Below are 21,799 nucleotides of genomic sequence, written 5' to 3'. Positions count from 1 at the left end.
CGCTTCACTGAAGACCATTATGACGACAACCCCTGCTTTTAATTTTCACGCCCTCACGCCGGATCTGATTCTGGACGCCCTGCAACAGACCGGGATCTACGTTGACTCTGGCCTGACCGAACTCAACAGCTATGAAAACCGCGTCTTTCAGTTTATGGATGAGTCACGTAAACGCTACGTGGTGAAATTTTATCGGCCAGAGCGTTGGAATGAGGCACAGTTGCGTGAGGAGCATGAGTTTGCTGCTGAGCTGAATGAGGGGGAGATCCCCCTGATTGCGCCGTTTGCAGTAGCGGGCGAAACTTTGCATCACTATCAGGGTTACTTCTTCACGCTGTTTCCAAGCGCTGGCGGGCGAGCCTATGAGGTGGACAACTTGGACCAACTGGAAATGGTTGGCCGCTATCTTGGGCGCATCCATCAGGTGGGCAGTGAGGGCCTGTTCACTGCCCGGCCTACCATTGGGCTGGAAGAGTACCTAACACAGCCGCGTCAGGTACTGGAGAGCAGCGAGCTAATCCCAAACGGCCAGCGTCGCGCATTTCTGGCGGCGACAGATGATCTGATTCAGGCGACCACGCAACGTTGGCAGCCTGAATGGCAATCGCGCCGGCTGCATGGTGACTGCCATCCGGGCAATATTCTGTGGCGTGATGGCCCTTGTTTCGTCGATCTGGATGATGCACGTAACGGCCCGGCAGTGCAGGATCTCTGGATGCTGCTGCACGGTGACAAAGCGGAGCAGCGGATCCAGCTGGACATCCTGTTGGAGGCTTATGGTGAGTTTAGCGATTTTGATCAGCGAGAGCTGGTGCTGATCGAACCTCTGCGCGCGATGCGCATGGTACATTATCTGGCGTGGGTTGCGCGTCGCTGGCAGGATCCGGCCTTCCCCCGCAGCTTCCCTTGGATGACGGAAAGCCATTTCTGGGAGCGCCAGATGCTCACGTTCAGGGAGCAGATTATTCAATTGCAGGAACCCCCGCTGCAATTAATGCCGATGTATTAATGATTGAATCAACGGAGAACAAGGAATTATGAAAAAGATATTTTTGGCGTTGGTAGGTATGGTGCTGGCTTTCAGCGCTTCAGCCGCGCAGTTCACCAGTGGCGATCAGTATGTCACGTTGGATAAACCTGTTTCTGGCGAGCCTACGGTATTGGAGTTCTTCTCCTTCTATTGCCCGCACTGTTATCAGTTTGAAAATGTTTATCACATCTCTGAGACCATCAAGAAAAACCTGCCGTCGGACGTTAAGGTCACCAAATATCACGTTGAATTCCTGGGGCCGTTGGGCAAAGAGATGACCCAGGCGTGGGCCGTGGCCATGGCGCTGGGCGTTGAGGAAAAAGTCACCCCGCTGATGTTTGACGCGGTGCAAAAAACCCAGACCGTCCAGACTGCGGACGATATCAAGAAGGTGTTCCTGCAAGCTGGCGTGACCGCAGAGCAGTATGACTCTGCCTGGAACAGCTTTGTGGTGAAATCGATGGTCGTGCAGCAAGAAAAAGCGGCGGCTGACATGGAGCTGCGCGGCGTGCCGTCAGTGTTTGTGAACGGTAAATACCAGGTAAAAAATGATGGCCTGGACATGAGCTCTATGGATATCTACGCCAAACAGTTCTCTGATGTGGTCAATTTCCTGCTGACCCAGAAATAACGCCTCCCTCACACAATGTCGGCCCGGCCGGCATTGTGTTCCCCTCCCATGCTGTGATTGCCAAACTCCCCATACCCGTTACGCTTACTATTGCCCTGTCGCTGGAGAGATTACCGCCCGCTATTTCCGGGAAGCCTTCGCCTTGCTCTGGATAATGTATTGCGGCTGACCGTGGCTAAAGCACATGGAAAAGAGTCTGACGGCTGAAAAAAGGAAAACGTATTGGAGTGCCAGTGCCACAAAAAAGGGAGATAAAAACCGGGGGGAATATTCCACGTTCCGCGAAAGGTAAAAATCTCTCTAAACTTATATCCACATTGGCAATACTTTAAAAATTTGCCACCAGAGTCCCAAGATCGCATTTAAGTGTCTGGACTATAAGGATAAAAACGTCGATCCGCGCGTGGATCTGGAAATAGTTTCAAAAGCGCGATCTTTTATGCACAAAGTTATCCACAGTACTGATCTTGGCGATCGCCGCCCCACGGGGTGAATTGATCCTGATGGATGTCCTGCCAATGGTTCGCCTTTCTGGCCAGCTATGGCATCCTTAGAAGATTGACCGAAGACGAAAAAGAGTCGCTATGGCACATATTGCAGAAAATCCCCTGATCCTGGTTGATGGTTCTTCTTACCTCTACCGCGCATACCATGCCTTCCCGCCGTTAACCAACTCCGCTGGCGAACCAACCGGCGCGATGTACGGCGTGATCAACATGCTCAAGAGCCTGTTGCAGCAGTACCAACCAAGCCACGTAGCCGTGGTATTCGACGCCAAAGGCAAAACCTTCCGCGACGAATTGTTCGCCGAGTATAAATCCCACCGTCCGCCGATGCCGGACGATCTGCGCGCGCAGATCGCGCCGCTGCATGAGATGGTGAAAGCCATGGGTTTGCCATTGCTGGCGGTCTCTGGCGTAGAAGCGGATGACGTGATCGGCACGCTGGCGCTTCAGGCGGAACATGCTGGCCACGCGGTGCTGATCAGCACCGGCGATAAAGATATGGCACAGCTGGTGACGCCCAATATTACGCTGATCAACACCATGAATAATGCGATCCTCGGCCCGGATGAGGTGATTACCAAATACGGCGTGCCGCCGAACTTGATCATCGACTATCTGGCGTTGATGGGCGACTCCTCAGATAACATTCCGGGTGTGCCGGGTGTCGGTGAAAAGACCGCACAGGCGCTGCTGCAAGGCATTGGCGGGCTGGATGATCTGTACGCCAATCTGGATGCCATCGCCGGCCTGAGCTTCCGTGGCGCGAAAACCATGGCTGCCAAGCTGGAGCAGAACAAAGAGGTGGCTTACCTCTCCTACAAACTGGCGACCATCAAGACGGATGTCGAGCTGGAGGTGAATGGTGATCAGCTACATGTGATGGCACCCGCCGTCGACGAACTGCATACGCTGTTCAGCCGTTACGAATTCAAACGCTGGCTGAGCGATTTGGAGGCCGGCAAATGGCTGACCAACAGCAAAGCGCCAGCCGCCAACGGTACGGCCAGCCTGGAAGCCGCCACGCCGGAGGTGCCGCGCAACCAGCTGGCGCAGGATGAGTACGTCACCATCCTGACGGAGGCAGAGCTTGATGAGTGGGTGGAGAAGCTGACCGCCGCCGGGCAGTTCGCCTTTGACACCGAAACCGACTCCCTTGATACCCTGACCACCAATCTGGTGGGTCTGTCGTTCGCCATTGAACCGGGCAAAGCGGCCTATCTGCCCGTCGGGCATGATTACATTGATGCGCCCGATCAGCTGAATCTGGATAGCGTACTGCAAAAGCTGAAACCGCTGCTGGAGAGCGACAAGGCGCTGAAGATTGGCCAGAACCTAAAGTTCGACCAAGGCGTGCTGAAGCGCTATGGCATTGAGCTGCGCGGCGTGGCATTCGATACCATGCTGGAGTCCTACGTGCTCGACAGCGTCTCCAGCCGCCATGATATGGATACGCTTGCCGATCGCCACTTGGGCCATAAAACTGTCTCCTTCCAGGAGATCGCTGGCAAAGGCAAAAACCAGCTGACCTTCAACCAGATTGCGCTGGAGCAAGCCAGCCATTATGCGGCGGAAGATGCGGATGTCACGCTGCAACTGCATCAGGCGATGTGGCCGAAGATTGAGTCCAGCGAAGGGCTGCCCGTGGTCTTCAATGAGATTGAGATGCCGCTGGTGCCCGTGCTGTCGCGGATGGAGCGCACCGGTGTGCTGATCGACAAGGCCATTCTGGCGACGCACTCGCAGGAGCTGACGGCGCGGCTGAATGAACTGGAGACTCAGGCACATGAGCTGGCGGAGGAGCCGTTTAACCTCTCCTCCACCAAACAGTTACAGGCAATCCTGTATGACAAACAGAAGCTGCCGATCCTGAAGAAAACTCCCGGCGGTGCTCCCTCGACCAATGAGGAGGTGCTGGCGGAGCTGGCGCTCGACTACCCGCTGCCGAAGGTCATCCTGGAGCATCGTAGCCTGGCGAAGCTGAAATCCACCTACACCGACAAGCTGCCGCAGATGATCAACCCGGCCAGTGGCCGCGTGCACACCTCCTACCATCAGGCGGTGACGGCGACCGGGCGGCTCTCTTCCAGCGATCCGAACCTGCAAAACATCCCGGTGCGCAACGAAGAGGGGCGTCGTATCCGTCAGGCGTTTATTGCACCTGAGGGCTACAAAATCGTGGCGGCGGACTACTCGCAGATCGAGCTGCGCATCATGGCCCACCTGTCACAGGACAAGGGGTTGCTGGATGCGTTCGCCGGCGGTGAGGATATCCACCGTGCCACCGCGGCAGAAGTGTTTGGCGCACCGCTGGAGAAGGTGACGGGCGATCAGCGCCGCAGCGCGAAAGCCATCAACTTCGGCCTGATCTATGGCATGAGCGCCTTCGGTCTGGCGCGCCAGCTTAACATTCCACGCCACGAGGCCCAGCGCTACATGGATCTCTACTTCGAGCGCTATCCGGGCGTGCTGACCTACATGGACAGCACCCGCAAGCTGGCGGCGGAGAAGGGCTACGTCACCACGCTGGATGGTCGCCGCCTCTACTTGCCGGATATCAACTCCAAGAACGCCATGCGCCGTAAGGGTGCCGAGCGTGCCGCGATCAACGCCCCGATGCAGGGCACCGCGGCCGACATCATCAAACGCGCGATGATCGCAGTGGATGAGTGGCTGCAACAGCAGCAGGATCCGCATGTGCGCATGATCATGCAGGTGCACGATGAATTGGTGTTTGAGGTGCATGAGTCCGTGCTAGAGGAGGCTTCCGAGAAGATCCGCACGCTGATGGAGCAGAGCATGGCGTTGGATGTGCCGCTGCAAGTGGAAGTGGGCGTAGGTGATAACTGGGATCAAGCGCACTAAACGGGCAGATCCTAAGCACTTTTTGTAATTAAGCTACACCATAAGCAGAAGATCTGACGCTATATGCCGCTAAAAGTCGCGATTTTGTGTAAGTAAACTACAAAAAATTCTTTTGTGCTCTAAGAAAATGTTGTAGAGTTAACGGTGTAGGGTACAGAGGTAAGATGTTCTATCTTTCAGACCTTTTACTTCACGTAATCGGATTTGGCTGAATATTAGCCGCCCCAGTCAGTTTTGACTGGGGCGTTTTTTATTGGGCCGCGCCAGCAAGTGGCCGCTTTTTCCTGCAAAAAGTGCGTCGCCCGCGGCAACAAAAAAGGCAGCCACGGGCTGCCTTTTTTGATCGGGCGGGGAGGGTTACTCCGCGTCGTCCGTTGACTCTTCCACTACTGCGGGCGGCAGTTCGCTGAACCAGCTATTGAGTTTCTGGCTCAGTTTGTCCACGCCCAGTTTCTTCAGGGAGGAGAACGCCTCAACCTGCACGTCGCCCATAAAGGGCAGCACGGCCTCGCGCACCATGTTCAGCTGCGCCTTGCGCGCGCCAGAGGCCAGTTTGTCGGCCTTGGTCAGCAGTACCAGCACTGGGATCTCTACGGCGACCGCCCACTGAATCATCTGCTGATCCAGATCTTTCAGCGGATGGCGAATGTCCATCAGCACCACCAGCCCCTTCAGGCAGTTGCGCATTTGCAGGTATTCACCCAGCGCCCGCTGCCATTTGCGTTTCATCTCTTCCGGGACTTCCGCGTAGCCATAGCCTGGCAGGTCAACCAGACGCAGGCCGGGCTTAACCTCAAACAGGTTGATCAGCTGGGTACGGCCCGGCGTCTTACTGGTACGGGCCAGGTTTTTTTGGTTGGTCAGGGTGTTGAGCGCGCTCGACTTCCCTGCGTTGGAGCGGCCGGCAAAAGCCACTTCGATGCCTTCATCCGCAGGCAGATGCCGGATGTCCGGAGCACTGGTGACAAAATGGGTCACCTGATAGTTATAAGTTTGGCTGGTCAAAATGGGGTCTCCGTAAGGCTGAGTATCTGGCTGGCGATTATAACTGCATCGTTGCCAAAAGCGGCATGTTTGTCGGTTTTTCTCCCCGCTCGCAGCCTGATTGCAAGGAATTCACCTCGCGCGTGTGAGAGATCTGCCATGCGTGCCGGCAGTTTTTACTTATAATTTGAGTTAATGATTAATCAAAAACAATATATTCAATGAATTAGTAAAAGCCGCCAGCCTGCCGCCCTGTGCGGTAGGTTGTGACACCCAATAAAATCCGTAGAGTAGTCAGGGCAGGAGCAGTGGAGGCGCAGGAGCGCCGCGATCGCAGGATAGGGAAGCGCGATCGCCAGGGAGTGAAGGCAGGGAGCGCATCAATGCTGCCGGGGGCGGCATCCACAGGAAAGGGACCGTCAGGATGACGCTGGCAGGATGCTCCGACTCGTCGCGCCCAGCGCCAGCGCCTGAAGGATCAGGCGGAGCGGGGGGCGATCCCAGACCGGCAAAAAAGGATATTTTGCCGGGTGGCTGGGTAAAAACATCGCTTCTCAGACTGGGAAGCAGATAAAAAGGCGTCAGGGCCTCCTGTCGCCTTTTTTATTTGGCCGCTTTCTGCTAGATTCCGGCGCAATTCTATACTGAAAGTGACCTTCCCCTGAGAGCAGATGCTATGAACCAGTCATCCAAAGCGCCACGCGCGAAAGCAGCGGCACCCAAAACCAAGAAGAAAAGTCGTGTCGAGCTGGATTTAGAAGCGCGCGAACGCAAGCGTCAGAAAAAACGCCGTGGCCTGGTTGCCGGCTCCCGCGCCAACCCGGAGAGCGCACAGAGCAAAGCGGTCGCGCAAGAGAAGCGTGACCCGCGTCTGGGCAGCAAAAAGCCGGTTCCGCTGGTGGTAGAGACGGTCTACGGCAACGCCAAGAAGAAACCAGTCCCCCAGAAAGAGACCAAGCCGCGTCTGTCTCCGGAAGAGGAGCTGGCGATGCTGGAGAACGATCCGCGTCTGGACGCACTGCTCGACAAGCTGGACGACGGCGAGACCCTGAGCGCAGAAGATCAGGCGTTCGTTGACCAGACCCTGGATCGCATCGACGTGCTGATGGAGCTACTGGGCATTGAACTGGGCGATGAAGACGACGAGATCGACGAAGAAGAGCCGAAAGAGGACATGTTCCAGCTGCTCAAGCGCGGGAACCCGAAAGACGCCTTCTAAGCCGTGAGCTGGATTATCCCGGCAATAGCCCTACTGCTTGTGTGTTATCTGGTAGGGTTATTGAGTAAACTGTGGCGGCTGTCGCAACGTAAAGCCCGATTGCGCAGCGCCACCGCAGCCAGAATGATGAGGTCTTCACCTCTCCCCCGACGCGGTAGGCAACGATCCCGTAAGGAGTGAGTGATATGTCTGAACAGGCGGCTATCTGGGATTCGGCCCTGATCCAGAAGTATAACCAGTCAGGGCCACGCTACACTTCATACCCCACGGCGCTGGAGTTCCACTCTGGCTTTGGCGCCGATGCCTTCCAACAGGCCGCGGCCCGTTATCCTGAACGCCCACTCTCCCTCTACGTCCACATACCGTTCTGCCACAAGCTCTGCTACTTCTGTGGCTGCAATAAAATCGTCACCCGCCAATCGCACAAGGCCGAGATCTATCTCGATTATCTGGAGAAAGAGATCCGCCTCCGCGCGCCGCTGTTCGCCGGCAGGCAGGTGAGCCAGTTGCATTGGGGGGGCGGTACGCCCACTTTCCTTAGCCCACGACAGGTTAGCCGGCTGATGGCGCTGCTGCGTGAACACTTTACGTTCCTGCCGGAGGTGGAGCAGTCGCTGGAGGTAGACCCTCGCGAAATCGAGCTGGAGATGCTGGACCACCTGCGTGCCGAGGGGTTTAACCGCCTCAGCATGGGCGTGCAGGACTTCAACAAAGAGGTACAGCGGCTGGTCAACCGTGAACAGGATGAGGCATTTATCTTTGCGCTGGTGGAACGGGCGCGGGTGCTGGGCTTCCGCTCTACCAACATTGACCTGATTTACGGCCTGCCGAAGCAGACGCCGGAGAGCTTTGCCCACACCCTGCACCGGGTAGCGGCGCTCGGCCCTGATCGTCTCAGCGTCTTTAACTATGCGCACCTGCCCACGCTGTTCGCCGCCCAGCGCAAAATCAAGGAGGCGGATCTGCCGACACCGGCGCAGCGGCTGGCCATCCTGCAACAGAGCATCGCCACCCTGACCGGCGCGGGCTACCAGTTCATCGGCATGGACCACTTTGCCCAGCCAGATGATGAGCTGGCGATTGCCCAGCGCGAGGGGCGGCTGCACCGCAATTTCCAAGGCTACACCACCCAGGGCGACGCCGATCTGCTGGGGCTGGGCGTCTCGGCCATCAGTATGCTCGGTGACAGCTACGCGCAGAATGAGAAGACGCTGAAGACCTATTACGCGCGGCTGGATGTCGGGGAGGACGCGCTGTGGCGTGGGCTGGCGCTAACGCAAGATGATTGCCTGCGACGCGATCTGATCCGCACGCTGATCTGCCACTTTCGGCTGGAGATGCCCGCGCTGGAGCACCAGTACGGCATCTGCTTCCGCGACTATTTCGCGGAGGATCTGGCGCTGCTGGCTCCGCTGGCGGTGGATGGGCTGGTGGAGGTGACGGACACGGCGATCCGCGTGACGCCGCGCGGGCGCTTGCTGATCCGCAACGTCTGCATGTGCTTTGACCCCTACCTGCGCCAGCAGGCGCGACAGAGCCAGTTCTCCCGGGTGATTTGAGGATAGAAAAACAGCCGCATCAGCGGCTGTTTTTTCAATGAAAGAGGCTCATCAGCGCATAACAGAGCACCGCCGCCGCGACCGTTTGCGGGGAGTGGCTGAAGGTTGCTGATGTCACTTCAGCGCCTTGCGACAGAAACATCCACACTGCATGAGTCATCGTCTATCTCCCGGTTTAGCGCCTAAATCTTAATACGCCGCACCGGGAAGTAAAGGACAAAAATCGCACAATGTGAGCCGTTGGCGTGCTACTCCATGCCCAGCTCTTTCAGCTTGCGCGTCAGGGTGTTGCGTCCCCAGCCGAGCAGGCGGGCCGCTTCCTGCTTGTGCCCTTGGGTATGGCGTAGGGCGGTGGTTAGCAGGGTGCGCTCCATCTCCGGTTGCGCCTCAGAGAGCAGGTTCTGGTGGCCGGAACGTAGCGCGCGGTCAGCCCACTGCGCCAGCAGCGTCGCCCAGCTATCCGGCAGCGACGGCCCGCCGCTCTCCGGCGCGCTGGTCTCAAACAGTTCGCCCGGCAAGTCCTGAATCAGCACCTCCTGCCCGGCGGCCATCACCGTCAGCCAGCGGCAGGTATTCTCCAGCTGGCGCACGTTGCCCGGCCACGGCAGGCGGGTCAGCGCCGCCTCGGTTTCCGGGTGGAGGTTTTTCGCCTCCACGCCCAGCTCCTTGGCCGCGTCTTGCAGGAAGTAGCGCGCCAACCGTGGAATGTCCTCACGGCGCTCGCGCAGCGGTGGCAGATGGACACGGATGACGTTCAGGCGGTGGAACAGGTCATCACGGAACTTGCCCTCCTGCACGCGCAGCTCTAGGTTCTGGTGAGTGGCGGCGATGATGCGCACATCCACCTTGACCGGCGCATAGCCGCCGACCCGGTAAAATTGGCCATCTGCCAGCACGCGCAGCAAGCGGGTCTGCACATCCAGCGGCATATCGCCAATCTCATCGAGGAACAGGGTGCCGCCGTCCGCCTGTTCGAACCGCCCCTGGCGGATCTGGTTGGCACCGGTAAATGCCCCTTTCTCATGGCCAAACAGCTCGGACTCAATCAGATCCTTCGGGATGGCAGCCATGTTCAGCGCGATAAAGGGCGCCTTGGCGCGCGGGCTGTGGCGGTGTAGCGCGTGGGCCACCAGCTCTTTGCCGGTGCCGGACTCCCCGTTGATCAGCACGCTGATGGAGGAGCGCGACAGCCGGCCAATAATGCGGAAGACATCCTGCATCGCTGGCGCTTCGCCGATGATGTCGGCGGTCGGGCCACTGACCGGCTGGCTGCGCGGCGGTTGCTGCTGCTCCTGGTAGTGGCTGATGGCGCGCTCTACCAGCGCCACCGCCTCGTCGATGTCAAAGGGCTTGGGCAGGTAATCAAACGCCCCCTGCTGGTAGGCGCTGACCGCCGCGTCCAGGTCAGAGTGGGCGGTCATGATGATCACCGGCAGCATCGGGTGGCGCTGTTTAATCTGCTTTAGCAGCGCCAGCCCATCCATTCCCGGCATCCGAATATCTGACAGCAACACGTCAGGGGTTTGAGTGGCAATAGCATCCAGCACCTCACTGCCACTCTCAAAGGTGGAGCAGCTCAGGCCCGCCCCGGTGAGTGCACGTTCCAGCACCCAGCGGATGGAGCTATCATCATCGACGATCCAGACTATCCCTCGTTGCATAGCAAACCTCACTGGCGAATAGGCAGGTAAACCGAAAATTCGGTATGGCCCGGCCAACTGTTAAATTCAATTTTCCCTGAATTCTGATCGATCAGATTCCGTGCAATGGACAGGCCCAGGCCCGTCCCTCCTTCCCGGCCGCTCACCATGGGATAGAACAGCGTATCCTGCAACAGTGAGGGCACGCCCGGCCCGTCATCCTCAATATCGATCCGCGCGGCCAGACGATAACGTACGCCGTGCAGCGTGATCTGGAAGGCGGTGCGGGTTCTGATGGTAATGGTGCCACCCTGTTCACCCAGCGCCTGCAAGGCATTGCGGGTGATGTTCAGCAGCACCTGTTCAATCTGATCCGGATCGTGCGCCAGTTCCGGCAGGCTCGGGTCATAATCCTTGACCAGCGTGACATTCGCGGGTTTCTCCAGCGACACCAATTGGCAGACCCGTTCGGCCACCTGGTGGATGCTCTGGGTAATGTGCTGCCCGGGCCGCTGTGGCCCCAGCAGGCGATCCACCAGATTGCGCAGGCGGTCAGCCTGCTCAATGATCACCTTGGTGTACTCATTCAGCATCGGGTCGGGCAGCGCCTTTGACAGGAGCTGTGCCGCGCCGCGCAAACCGCCGAGGGGGTTTTTAATCTCATGGGCCAGCCCGCGCACCAGATCGCGCGCGGCGACCTGTTGGGCGTGCTGCAACTGCTCCTGGCTCAGGCGGCGGAGGTTATCCATCGGTGCCAGTTCCAGCAGAATAAATCCTTCCGGCAACGCCTGTGCGGTCAGGGAGAAGATGTGCGCGCGCCCATCCACCACCAGTGTCACTTCGTTGTCGGTAAAACCTTGCCCGGCATTGAGGCTCTCGCGCATCAGTCCGATATTCAGCGAAAAGTAGCCCAGCAGTTCGGGGAGGGGGGTGCCAAACAGCTTGCGCGAGCTTTGCGCCAGCAATTGCTGCGCGGCCGGGTTGGCATAGTGAACGGCGAGCTCCTCGTCCAGCAGCAGGATGCTGTTGATCAGGGAGTTCAGGATCTGCCCAGCATCGGGCAGCTTGCCAGTTGCCATAAAGCAGTCTCCTGCACCAGAGTGGTGCGAATTATCTGTCCTGGCGGTAATTATTACCGATTAGCGGAATATTGTAGGCAAGAGCGTGGAGAAAAAAGCCCATCCGAAGATGGGCTGAAAGTTTCCACGGCAACAAAAAATCGTCTGACCTGGGCGATTACACGCTGTAGTAGAGTTCGAACTCAACCGGGTGCGGCGTCATGCGCACGCGGTCCATCTCTTCTTTGCGCAGCGCGATGTAGGCATCGATGGAGTCATCGGTGAATACGCCGCCACGGGTCAGGAACTCGCGGTCTGCATCCAGGCAGGCCAGCGCTTCTTCCAGGGAACCGGCCACTTTTGGAATTTCTGCTTCTTCTTCCGGCGGCAGGTCATAGAGGTTTTTGTCCATCGCATCGCCCGGGTGGATCTTGTTGATGACGCCATCAAGGCCAGCCATCAGCAGGGCAGCGAACGCCAGGTACGGGTTGGCAGCCGGATCCGGGAAGCGGGCTTCAATGCGGCGCGCTTTCGGGCTTGCCACCACCGGGATACGGATGGAGGCGGAGCGGTTACGGGCGGAGTAAGCCAGCATGACCGGTGCTTCATAACCCGGGACCAGACGCTTATAGGAGTTGGTGGTCGGGTTGGCGTAGGCGTTGATCGCTTTCGCGTGTTTGATGATGCCGCCGATGTAGAACAGCGCCATTTCAGACAGGCCGCCGTACTTGTCGCCCGCAAACAGGTTGTTGCCGTTTTTGGACAGCGACATGTGGCAGTGCATACCGGAGCCGTTGTCACCGAACATCGGTTTCGGCATGAAGGTCGCGGTCTTGCCGAATGCGTGGGCCACGTTGTGTACCACGTATTTGTAGATCTGGATCTCGTCCGCTTTCTTGGTCATGGTGTTGAAGCGGGTTGCCACTTCGTTCTGACCGGCGGTCGCCACTTCGTGGTGGTGCGCTTCAACCACCAGGCCCATCTCTTCCATGGTCAGACACATGGTGGAGCGCAGGTCCTGGGAGGAGTCAACCGGCGGAACCGGGAAGTAGCCGCCTTTCACGGCCGGACGGTGGCCTTTGTTGCCGCCTTCGTATTTGGTGGAGGAGTTCCAGGCGCCTTCGATGTCATCGATGGCCACGTGGGAGCCGGCGATGCTGCTGCCGAAACGCACGTCGTCAAACAGGAAGAACTCCGGCTCTGGCCCGAACAGCACGGTGTCGGCGATGCCAGAGGAGCGCAGGAACTCTTCGGCGCGCTTGGCAATGGAACGCGGGTCGCGGTCATAGCCCTGCATGGTGCCCGGCTCAAGAATGTCGCAGCGAATAATCAGGGTTGACTCTTCGTAGAACGGGTCAAGCACCGCGGTGCTGGCATCCGGCATCAGCACCATGTCGGATTCGTTGATGCCTTTCCAGCCGCCGATGGAAGAACCATCAAACATTTTGCCTTCTTCGAAGAAGTCAGCGTTTACCTGGTGGGCAGGAATAGTGACGTGCTGCTCTTTACCTTTGGTATCAGTGAAACGCAGGTCAACGAATTTCACTTCATGCTCATTCAGCATCGTCAAAACATGTTCAGCGGACATACTAGTTTCTCCCGGATTTTTTTGTCGTCGTGGAACGAATTCCCGTTGCAGAGTAGCGGCTCGCCTTTTGCCAGGCGTTTCACCCTGATTCGCTTTTCGCTCTGTGTAGATATAAGCGAGAAGTGTGCCAACTTTTCGAAGCGCTGATTTATCCCTCTTTTCGTGCCTTTACTCCCCCACCAGTATGCACCAGTATGGGATTTTTGCACCAAAAAGGTGCGTACGGGCGAAAAGTGTGCGCTGTTTTGGTGCGCAAAAGGGCGAATTTGTAAACATTGCACCGTGAAAGGGATCACAAACTAACCGGAGTCATGTTGTTTTACGTTGTGCGATGTGATCTTGTTTAGAACCTCGATTAATACGTGTACAATAGCGCGCTATTTCTAATGCCTGAGGCAAAGCTGTGATCGAAAATTTGCGTAACATCGCCATTATTGCGCACGTTGACCATGGGAAGACCACCCTGGTTGATAAGTTGCTGCAACAGTCCGGTACTTTCGACGAACGTACTGAAGCAACCGAGCGTGTAATGGACTCCAACGATTTGGAGAAAGAGCGTGGGATTACCATCCTCGCAAAAAACACCGCCATTAACTGGAATGACTACCGCATCAACATCGTGGATACCCCAGGGCACGCCGACTTCGGCGGCGAGGTAGAGCGTGTGATGTCCATGGTAGACTCGGTGCTGCTGGTTGTTGACGCAATGGATGGCCCGATGCCGCAGACCCGTTTCGTGACCAAGAAGGCTTTCGCCAACGGTCTGAAACCTATCGTGGTCATCAACAAAGTTGACCGCCCGGGCGCGCGTCCGGACTGGGTTGTCGATCAGGTGTTCGACCTGTTCGTTAACCTGGATGCGACTGACGAGCAGCTCGACTTCCCGGTGATCTATGCTTCTGCGCTGCAGGGCATCGCGGGCACCGACCACAATGACATGGCGGAAGACATGACCCCGCTGTATCAGGCGATCGTTGACCACGTTTCTGCACCGAGCGTTGATCTTGACGGCCCGCTGCAGATGCAGATCTCCCAGCTGGACTACAACAACTACCTGGGCGTAATCGGCATCGGCCGCATCAAGCGCGGTAAAGTGAAGCCGAACCAGCAGGTTACGGTTATCGACAGCGAAGGCAAAACCCGTAACGGTAAAGTCGGTAAAGTACTGGGCCACCTGGGCCTGGAGCGTATCGACACCCAACTGGCTGAAGCTGGCGACATCGTTGCTATCACCGGCCTGGGCGAGCTGAACATCTCCGACACCATCTGCGACCCGCAGAGCGTGGAAGCGCTGCCAGCGCTGAGCGTGGATGAGCCGACCGTGACCATGTACTTCAACGTCAACACCTCGCCGTTCTGCGGTAAAGAAGGTAAGTACGTCACTTCCCGTCAGATTCTTGAGCGTCTGAACAAAGAGCTGGTGCACAACGTGGCACTGCGCGTGGAAGAGACCGAAGACGCTGACGCGTTCCGCGTTTCCGGCCGTGGCGAACTGCACCTGTCGGTGCTGATCGAAAACATGCGTCGTGAAGGCTTCGAGATGGCCGTATCCCGTCCGAAGGTTATCTACCGCAAAATCGACGGCCGCACGCAAGAGCCGTTCGAGAACGTGACGCTGGACATCGAAGAGCAGCACCAGGGTTCTGTGATGCAGGCGATGGGTGAGCGTAAGGGCGACGTCAAGGACATGATCCCTGACGGCAAGGGCCGTATCCGTCTGGATTACCTGATCCCGGCACGTGGCCTGATCGGCTTCCGTACCGAGTTCATGACCATGACCTCCGGTACTGGTTTGCTCTACTCCACCTTCAGCCACTACGACGACGTGCGTCCGGGTGAAATCGGCCAGCGCCAGAACGGCGTGCTGATCTCCAACGGCCAGGGCAAGGCAGTGGCATTCGCCCTGTTCAGCCTGCAGGATCGCGGCAAGCTGTTCCTGGGCCACGGTGCGGAAGTGTACGAAGGCCAGATCATCGGTATTCACTCCCGTTCCAACGACCTGACCGTGAACTGCCTGACCGGTAAGAAACTGACCAACATGCGTGCGTCCGGTACGGACGAAGCAACGGTTCTGGTTCCGCCGATCAAGATGTCCCTGGAGCAAGCTCTGGAGTTCATCGATGACGACGAACTGGTGGAAGTGACCCCAACCTCCATCCGTATCCGTAAGCGTCACCTGACCGAGAACGACCGTAAGCGTGCAAGCCGCGGCCCGAAAGAGGGTTAATCCTCCGCCGCCTCGCTGCATGAGACAAAAAGGACGCCTTAGGGCGTCCTTTTTTTATGCCCGTACTTCCCGTCTGGGATCTTTCCTGCATTTCCGTCCGCCTTTCACCCTGTTCAGGGCTAAATTTTCCCGCTACAGTGGAAAACCGCATCGCAAAATCAGGAGTGTGCCATGTTGTATATCTTTGATTTAGGGAATGTGATTGTTGATATCGACTTCCGGCGTGTACTGGGCGTGTGGAGCAACCTGAGCGGCGTGCCGCTGGCCGCCCTGAGCGCCGGATTCACCCAAGGGGATGCCTTCCACCGCCATGAGCGCGGCGAGATCAGTGATGAGGAGTTCGCCGCGCTGCTGTGTGACGAGCTGGGCATCGCGCTGAGCTATGAGCAATTCTCCGCCGGTTGGCAGGAGGTATTCGTTGGCCTGCGCAAAGAGGTGATCGCCATCATGCAGCGCCTGCGCCAGCAGGGGCACCGGGTAGTGGTGCTCTCTAACACCAACCGGCTGCACAGCACCTACTGGCCGGAACAGTACCCGGAGGTGCGCGCTGCCGCGGATGCCATCTACCTGTCGCAGGAGTTGGGTATGCGCAAGCCGGAGCCGCGTATCTACCAGCATGTGCTGCAACAGGAGGGGGTGAAGCCCGATCAGGCGGTCTTCTTTGATGACTCGCTGGACAATGTCGAGGGCGCGCGGGCATTAGGCATCGAAGGGGTGCTGGTGACCGACAGCCATACCGTGCCGGCCTACTTCTCCTGAGGCAGGGCCGGAAGGAGTCTGATTGCTTATGGTGAAGCTGACCTTTAGACCGGAGCGCACGCTGGCAATCTTCCGTTTCAGCGTGCGCTACCTGAAAATCCTGGTAAAGCGCGTCGACCACGACGGCCTGACCCTGCTGGCCGGCCACCTGGCCTATGTCTCGCTGCTGTCGCTGGTGCCGCTGGTTACCGTCGCCTTCTCCCTGCTCTCCATCTTTCCGGTCTTCTCGCAAATCAGCGCGCAGGTGCGGGGCTTTATCTTCAGCAACTTCATGCCAGCGGCCGGCAATAACCTTCAGCGCTATCTGGAGCAGTTTATGTCGAACACCAGCCAGATGACTGCTGTCGGCACCTGTGGGCTGATTGTCACCTCGCTGCTGTTGATTGCCGCCGTGGACAGCGTGCTGAACAAAATCTGGCGCAGCCAGAACAAACGGCCCTTCGTCTACTCCTTTGCCGTCTACTGGATGGTGCTGACGCTGGGGCCGCTGCTGGTGGGCGCCAGCGTGGCAATCAGCTCCTACCTGCTCTCGCTGAACTGGGCCAATACCCACGGGCTGCACAGCATGGTGGATCAGCTGTTGCGCGTGCTGCCGCTGCTGCTCTCCTGGATCTCCTTCTGGCTGCTCTACAGTCTGGTGCCGACGGTGCGCGTGCCGATGCGCGATGCGCTGGCCGGCGCGCTGGTGGCCGGGATACTGTTCGAGCTGAGCAAAAAGTTGTTCGCCCTCTACATCACGCTGTTTCCCTCCTACCAGTTGATCTATGGTGTCCTGGCAGTAATCCCGATATTGTTCCTATGGGTTTATGTCGGCTGGTGTATCGTGTTGCTGGGGGCGGAGATCACGGTCTCGCTCGGCGAGTACCGTACCCAACGCCGCCAGCGCCGTGCCGAAGCCATCGTCGCCAGATATGAGAGAAAAGAGCAATGATTGCATTGATTCAACGGGTACTGCAGGCCAGCGTCACGGTAGAGGGCGAGGTGTGCGGGGAGATTGGGCCGGGCCTGCTGGTGCTGCTGGGAGTGGAGCAGGGGGATGACGAGCAGAAAGCGACGCGCCTCTGTGAGCGGGTGCTGGGCTACCGCATTTTCAGCGATGAGAATGACAAAATGAACCTCAACGTCCAGCAGGCGGGTGGCAGCGTGCTGGTGGTGTCGCAGTTCACGCTGGCGGCAGATACGCAAAAAGGGATGCGCCCAAGCTTTTCGCGCGGAGCGGTGCCTGATGAAGCCAAACGGCTTTATGACTACTTTACCGGCCAGTGCCGGGAGCGCGGCATCGCCACGGAAACCGGCCGCTTCGCCGCCGACATGAAAGTGTCGCTGGTCAACGATGGGCCAGTGACCTTCTGGTTGCAGGTGTAGCCGGAAGCGTGCAAACCGGGCGCGGTGTCGGTGCTGACTGACCCATTCAACGAGAGACTTTTATGTATCACCTGCGAGTACCTGTGACTGAACAGGAGCTGAAAGCCTACTACCAGTTCCGCTGGGAGATGCTGCGCAAGCCGCTGCGCCAGCCCCTGGGATCGGAGAAAGATGCCTATGACGCCATGGCCCACCATCAGATGGTGGTGGATGAGCATGGCAAAACCGTCGCCATTGGCCGGCTCTACATCAATGCCGACAATGAGGCAGCCATCCGCTTTCTGGCGGTCGATCCGGCGGTGCAGGGCAAAGGGCTGGGCACACTGGTAGCGATGACGCTGGAGTCCGTGGCGCGCCAGGAGGGGGTTAAGCGGGTGGTGTGCAGCGCCCGTGAGGATGCCGTGGAGTTCTTCGCCAAATTGGGCTTCGTTAACCAAGGGGAGATTTTCGCCCCGCAGACCACGCCGGTGCGCCACTTCTTGATGATTAAACCGGTCGTGACGCTGGATGACATCCTGCACCGTCCTGACTGGTGCGGCCAACTCCAGCAGGCGTGGTATGAGCACATCCCGCTGAGCGAAAAGATGGGTGTGCGTATCAGCCAGTACACCGGCCAGCGCTTCGTCACCACCATGCCGGAGACCGGCAACCAGAACCCACACCACACGCTGTTCGCTGGCAGTCTCTTCTCGCTGGCGACCCTGACCGGCTGGGGGCTGATCTGGCTGCTGCTGCGCGAGCGCCACCTCGGCGGCACCATCATTCTGGCGGATGCCCACATCCGCTATAGCAAACCAGTGACCGGCCGTCCGCGGGCGGTGGCCGATCTCAGTTCCATCAGCGGCGACCTCGACCGGCTGGCGCGCGGCCGCAAGGCGCGGGTGCAGTTGGAGGTGGCGCTGTATGGCGATGAGGAGAAGGGTGCGGTGTTTGATGGCACCTACATTGTGCTGCCTGCGATGCCCTACGAACCGTTGGAGAAGGGCGGCTCCGAGCTGCGTGCCGAGTAGCACGGCGTTGGAAGGAGAACGGGTGGCCAAGGCCACCCGTTTTTTTTGCGCGTTTTAGGGCTGCGGGGAGGGCGCAGAAGGCGCGCTCTCCGTCGGGGCGGGCGTGGCTGGCTTAGGCGCGACCGGCGCGGCGATCACCTCGCCATTCGCCATCTCCTGCGTCACCTGCTGGCCTTCGGCATTGGTGGCGGTCAGGCGGCCCGTCAGGCCGTTTTTCAACGGGCTTCCGGCTGCCAGTTGCCCCTGCAACTGCACGCTCAGGGCACCACTGCCGTTGAGTGGCTGCACCGGCCAGCCCCAGTTCTGCACCAGCGGCAACGGCACGCCGCGCCCGGTCAGGGTGAGGCTGAAGGGACGCTGCGGCTGTTGACCGACGGTCGCCGTCGACTCCAGCAACCCCTCTTGGGTAAAGGCGCTCAACTCCGTGACGGCAATCTGGTTGTCATCGGCCGTCAGGGTCAGCGATGGGCGGCGCACGTCAATCTTATTGAAGGTGGCATCACTGGCGTTCAGGGTCAGCTTGCCGCCCCAGATGCCCCATTGGTGGTCGCGCGCCAGCACCAGATCCGTGCCGATGCCATCCACGGCGGTAATCTGGAACGGAAAGTCCGGCGTCACATCAATGATCAGGTTACGGTTGGCGGTCAGCTTGCTGACGCCGACCCCAGAGAGCCACGACGGCAGCGGCTGCATCCAGCGCTCGCGCCAGTTGGCAGGTAGGGTGTACTCCAGTGCCGCCACCACCAGTTCGTCCAGTTGCAGGCGCTGGTCGGCGCGCGCCCAGTGGCCGCTGGTGCGCAGCAGGCCGTTCTGCCAGCGGGTGCTGAGCTGCTTGAGGGTGATGCCCTGACTATCGAAAGCCAGATCGACAATCGGGTCGGTGAAGTGCAGATCGCCGTTGATCAGGTCGCTGGCATTAAAGGCGAGCGAGCCATCGTCGCTCTGCCAGTTGCCGTGATCGAAGGTGATCTCCTGCAACGTCAGGTCAAGGTCGTTGAAGGCCCAGTCCGGCCCCTGCACGCGCGCGTCAATTACATCCAGCCGTTTCAGGGTCATTTTCGGCAGCGCCTGAAAATCCTGCCAGAAGGTGGCGAGGGTATGCGGCGATTGCAGGCGGATATTGCTTAGGCGCAGGGCGTTGATGTTCCAGTTGCCCTCAGCGTCACGGCTGGCATTGGCGGTGAGTTGGCCGCGGGCGAAATCCGCGCCGACGGTATTCAGCAGCAACCGGTTTTGCTGGATACGCCCCTGAATTAGCACCTGCGAGGCGGGCATGTCGTTCAGCGTCAATGCACCGGCGCTCAACTGGAACTCGGCATCGTTACCCAGCGGCTGTGCAGCAGTAGGACGCCACGGGGTGACGCCCGCGTTGACCTGTTGGGCAGCGATGGCAAGGCGATCGACGTTGGCGTTCAGCCGCATATTGCTTAGCTGCAACAGATCCGCCTCCACCGGCAGTGCGCGTTGCCCACTGCCGAGGTTGAGGCTACCGTTGCGCAGCGTCAGGCGCTCAAAGTGGCCGGGCTGGGAGAGCTGGTGCCAATTAAACGCCACGCTCACTTCACCAGCGTCCAGCAGCGCGGGCTGGTTCGCCGGTGTCAGCCGCACATCATGCAGGGTCAGCGCCATGGGAGAGGACCACTCATGGTCAATCTTGCCAATCGCCAGCCGGTAATCACTGTTGGCGCTGATCCAGCGGCTGACCCAGCCGGCTGCCCACGGAGTCTGTAACACCAGATACCCTATCACCACGATCAGCACACACAGTAACAGCACGGTTGCCAGCACTTTCCCGAGAAATTTCATCGCTCTCACTACCCCTTACTCGTAAAGTAACCCTGTTTATGCCGCAATCAGCCCGCTATCACAATAGATAGGGCCAACACATTCCATAAAAAACGGCCAGTGTGTGATCACACTGGCCGCGGCAGGACAGGGGGAAAGGCGTTACTTCTCTTGCGGGAAGACCAGGTTCAGCACGATGGCGGTGATGCCACCGGCGGCGATGCCGGAAGAGAGCAGGTTCTTCACCCAGTCCGGGGCGAATTGCAGGATCAGCGGCTGCTGGGAGACGCCCAATCCTACGGCCAGCGACAGGGCAATAATCATGATCGCCCGGCGGTTTAGTGGCTCGCGCGACACAATGCGCACCCCGGAGGCGGCGATGGTGCCGAACATCACGATGGTCGCGCCGCCCAACACCGGCTCAGGGATGTGCTGCACCAGCGCACTGACGCCAGGGAACAGGCCGAGCACCACCAGCATCAGTGCCACCACAAAACCGACGTAGCGGCTGGCCACGCCGGTCAACTGGATCACGCCGTTGTTCTGGCCAAAGCAGGAGTTGGGGAAGGTGTTGAACACCGCCGAGATCAACGAGTTCAGGCCATTCGCCAGCACGCCGCCCTTGATGCGCTTCATGTAGAGCGGGCCAGCGACCGGCTGCTCCGAGACGTCAGAGGTGGCGGTGATGTCGCCGATGGTCTCCAGCGAGGTCACCATAAAGATCAGCATCAGCGGTAGCAGCAGGTTCCAGTCAAAGCCCAGCCCATAGTAGAGCGGCGTCGGCAGCATGATCCAGCTCTGCGAGGTGGCCCCGGCGGTGACGGGCAGCATATCCAGCGCCCAGGCCAGCAGGTAGCCGACCGCCATGGCGATCACCAGCGAGGCGACGCGCAGGTAGGGATTGCGCTGGCGATTCAGCACAATGATCACCACCAGCACCGAGGCGGCCAGCAGCAGGTTTTTCGGCGCGCCGAAGGTGTGATCGGCCATCGCGCCGTAGCCGCCGCCGATGGAGGTCAGTCCCACCTGAATCAGGGAGAGGCCAATGATCATCACCACAATGCCGGAGACCAGCGGGGTGATGATGCGGCGCGCCAGATGCAGGAAGCGCGACAGCACAATCTCAGTACAGGAGGCGACCATCAGCGTGCCGAACAGCGCCGCCATCATGGTCGGCACATCCGCACCACCGTTTTTCAACGCCATGCCGCCCATGATCAACGGGCTGACGAAGTTAAAGCTGGTGCCCTGAATGGAGAGCAGCCCAGACCCCACCGGCCCCCAGGTCTTGATTTGCAGGATGGAAGCCAGACCGGAGGCGAACAGCGACATGCTAATGATGTGCTGGGTGTCCTGCGCGGGCAGGCCGAGTGCCTGACAAATCAGCAGTGCCGGGGTGATCACCGCCACGAACATCGCCAGCAGATGCTGGCAGGCGGCAAACAGGGTTTGCGGCAGCGGCGGGCGATCCTCCAGGCGGTAGATCAATTCACTATTGTGGGGAGTGGCGGCAGTGCCAGACTCCCGCTCGGCGGTGTGTACGCTCATATCAGGGTTCCCGGGGCGGCAAAGGGGG

18 protein-coding genes are annotated in these 21,799 nt (G+C 59.0%); 11 read left to right on the top strand and 7 right to left on the bottom strand.

What is annotated here, in order from left to right; translation table 11 throughout:
* Positions 1–19: 19 nt before the first annotated feature.
* The 4 genes from ACK3SD_RS17530 to spfP all read left to right on the top strand — a co-directional run bounded on the left by ACK3SD_RS17530 (position 20) and on the right by spfP (position 5,241).
* Entirely contained in the window at positions 20–1,009 is a 990-nt protein-coding gene (locus ACK3SD_RS17530; protein ID WP_481126321.1) for a serine/threonine protein kinase, read from the top strand.
* 28 nt (positions 1,010–1,037) lie between these two features.
* Positions 1,038–1,661, top strand: a complete 624-nt coding sequence (gene dsbA, locus ACK3SD_RS17525; protein ID WP_481126320.1) for a thiol:disulfide interchange protein DsbA — start codon at positions 1,038–1,040, stop codon at positions 1,659–1,661.
* Between the two features lie 584 nt (positions 1,662–2,245).
* Positions 2,246–5,029: a DNA polymerase I gene (gene polA, locus ACK3SD_RS17520; RefSeq protein ID WP_481126319.1), complete on the top strand. Its 2,784-nt coding sequence runs from the start codon at positions 2,246–2,248 to the stop codon at positions 5,027–5,029.
* A gap of 164 nt (positions 5,030–5,193) precedes the next feature.
* Positions 5,194–5,241, top strand: a complete 48-nt coding sequence (gene spfP / locus ACK3SD_RS17515; protein WP_071892919.1) for a small protein SpfP — start codon at positions 5,194–5,196, stop codon at positions 5,239–5,241.
* Positions 5,242–5,386: 145 nt separating this feature from the next.
* Here the strand turns inward: spfP and yihA are convergent, their stop codons facing one another.
* On the bottom strand, positions 5,387–6,034 hold the full coding sequence (gene yihA / locus ACK3SD_RS17510) for a ribosome biogenesis GTP-binding protein YihA/YsxC (RefSeq protein ID WP_137764801.1): 648 nt from the start codon (positions 6,032–6,034) through the stop codon (positions 5,387–5,389).
* Between the two features lie 655 nt (positions 6,035–6,689).
* On the opposite strand from yihA, the gene yihI reads away from it, so the two are divergent.
* Together yihI and hemN are read left to right on the top strand one after the other, a co-directional pair.
* Positions 6,690–7,232, top strand: a complete 543-nt coding sequence (yihI, locus tag ACK3SD_RS17505; RefSeq protein WP_481126318.1) for a Der GTPase-activating protein YihI — start codon at positions 6,690–6,692, stop codon at positions 7,230–7,232.
* Between the two features lie 185 nt (positions 7,233–7,417).
* Positions 7,418–8,791 (top strand): oxygen-independent coproporphyrinogen III oxidase, encoded by a 1,374-nt coding sequence (gene hemN / locus ACK3SD_RS17500; protein ID WP_481126317.1) that lies wholly within the window; start codon positions 7,418–7,420, stop codon positions 8,789–8,791.
* A 34-nt stretch (positions 8,792–8,825) separates the two neighbouring features.
* Here the strand turns inward: hemN and ACK3SD_RS17495 are convergent, their stop codons facing one another.
* The 4 genes from ACK3SD_RS17495 to glnA all read right to left on the bottom strand — a co-directional run bounded on the left by ACK3SD_RS17495 (position 8,826) and on the right by glnA (position 13,077).
* Positions 8,826–8,933, bottom strand: a complete 108-nt coding sequence (locus ACK3SD_RS17495; RefSeq protein WP_481127580.1) for a YshB family small membrane protein — start codon at positions 8,931–8,933, stop codon at positions 8,826–8,828.
* 106 nt (positions 8,934–9,039) lie between these two features.
* Entirely contained in the window at positions 9,040–10,452 is a 1,413-nt protein-coding gene (gene glnG / locus ACK3SD_RS17490; RefSeq protein WP_481126316.1) for a nitrogen regulation protein NR(I), read from the bottom strand.
* Between the two features lie 8 nt (positions 10,453–10,460).
* The gene (gene glnL / locus ACK3SD_RS17485; RefSeq protein ID WP_137764796.1) at positions 10,461–11,510 is read right to left on the bottom strand and encodes a nitrogen regulation protein NR(II); all 1,050 of its coding nucleotides are present in this window, start codon (positions 11,508–11,510) and stop codon (positions 10,461–10,463) included.
* Between the two features lie 157 nt (positions 11,511–11,667).
* Positions 11,668–13,077, bottom strand: coding sequence for a glutamate--ammonia ligase (gene glnA, locus ACK3SD_RS17480; protein ID WP_137764795.1), 1,410 nt, complete (start codon positions 13,075–13,077; stop codon positions 11,668–11,670).
* Between the two features lie 403 nt (positions 13,078–13,480).
* On the opposite strand from glnA, the gene typA reads away from it, so the two are divergent.
* The 5 genes from typA to fabY all read left to right on the top strand — a co-directional run bounded on the left by typA (position 13,481) and on the right by fabY (position 18,438).
* Positions 13,481–15,304: a ribosome-dependent GTPase TypA gene (typA, locus tag ACK3SD_RS17475; RefSeq protein ID WP_481126315.1), complete on the top strand. Its 1,824-nt coding sequence runs from the start codon at positions 13,481–13,483 to the stop codon at positions 15,302–15,304.
* Between the two features lie 171 nt (positions 15,305–15,475).
* Positions 15,476–16,063: a glucose-1-phosphatase gene (gene yihX, locus ACK3SD_RS17470; RefSeq protein WP_137764793.1), complete on the top strand. Its 588-nt coding sequence runs from the start codon at positions 15,476–15,478 to the stop codon at positions 16,061–16,063.
* A gap of 28 nt (positions 16,064–16,091) precedes the next feature.
* Positions 16,092–16,994, top strand: coding sequence for a virulence factor BrkB family protein (locus tag ACK3SD_RS17465; RefSeq protein ID WP_481126314.1), 903 nt, complete (start codon positions 16,092–16,094; stop codon positions 16,992–16,994).
* Complete coding sequence (gene dtd, locus ACK3SD_RS17460; protein ID WP_137764791.1) at positions 16,991–17,428, top strand: D-aminoacyl-tRNA deacylase; 438 nt, start codon at positions 16,991–16,993, stop codon at positions 17,426–17,428. The genes ACK3SD_RS17465 and dtd overlap by 4 nt, the downstream gene beginning before the upstream one ends.
* A gap of 62 nt (positions 17,429–17,490) precedes the next feature.
* Positions 17,491–18,438: a fatty acid biosynthesis protein FabY gene (gene fabY / locus ACK3SD_RS17455; RefSeq protein ID WP_137764790.1), complete on the top strand. Its 948-nt coding sequence runs from the start codon at positions 17,491–17,493 to the stop codon at positions 18,436–18,438.
* Positions 18,439–18,492: 54 nt separating this feature from the next.
* Here fabY and ACK3SD_RS17450 read toward each other — a convergent pair whose 3' ends face one another.
* Together ACK3SD_RS17450 and ACK3SD_RS17445 are read right to left on the bottom strand one after the other, a co-directional pair.
* On the bottom strand, positions 18,493–20,244 hold the full coding sequence (locus ACK3SD_RS17450; RefSeq protein ID WP_481126313.1) for an AsmA family protein: 1,752 nt from the start codon (positions 20,242–20,244) through the stop codon (positions 18,493–18,495).
* Between the two features lie 141 nt (positions 20,245–20,385).
* The gene (locus ACK3SD_RS17445; RefSeq protein WP_481126312.1) at positions 20,386–21,771 is read right to left on the bottom strand and encodes a nucleobase:cation symporter-2 family protein; all 1,386 of its coding nucleotides are present in this window, start codon (positions 21,769–21,771) and stop codon (positions 20,386–20,388) included.
* Positions 21,772–21,799: the final 28 nt, after the last annotated feature.

The sequence above is a fragment of the Chimaeribacter sp. YP20170169 genome (assembly GCF_056739715.1).
Note: the sequence above shows the minus strand (reverse complement) of the source record. Positions and strands in the feature narration are given on the sequence as shown.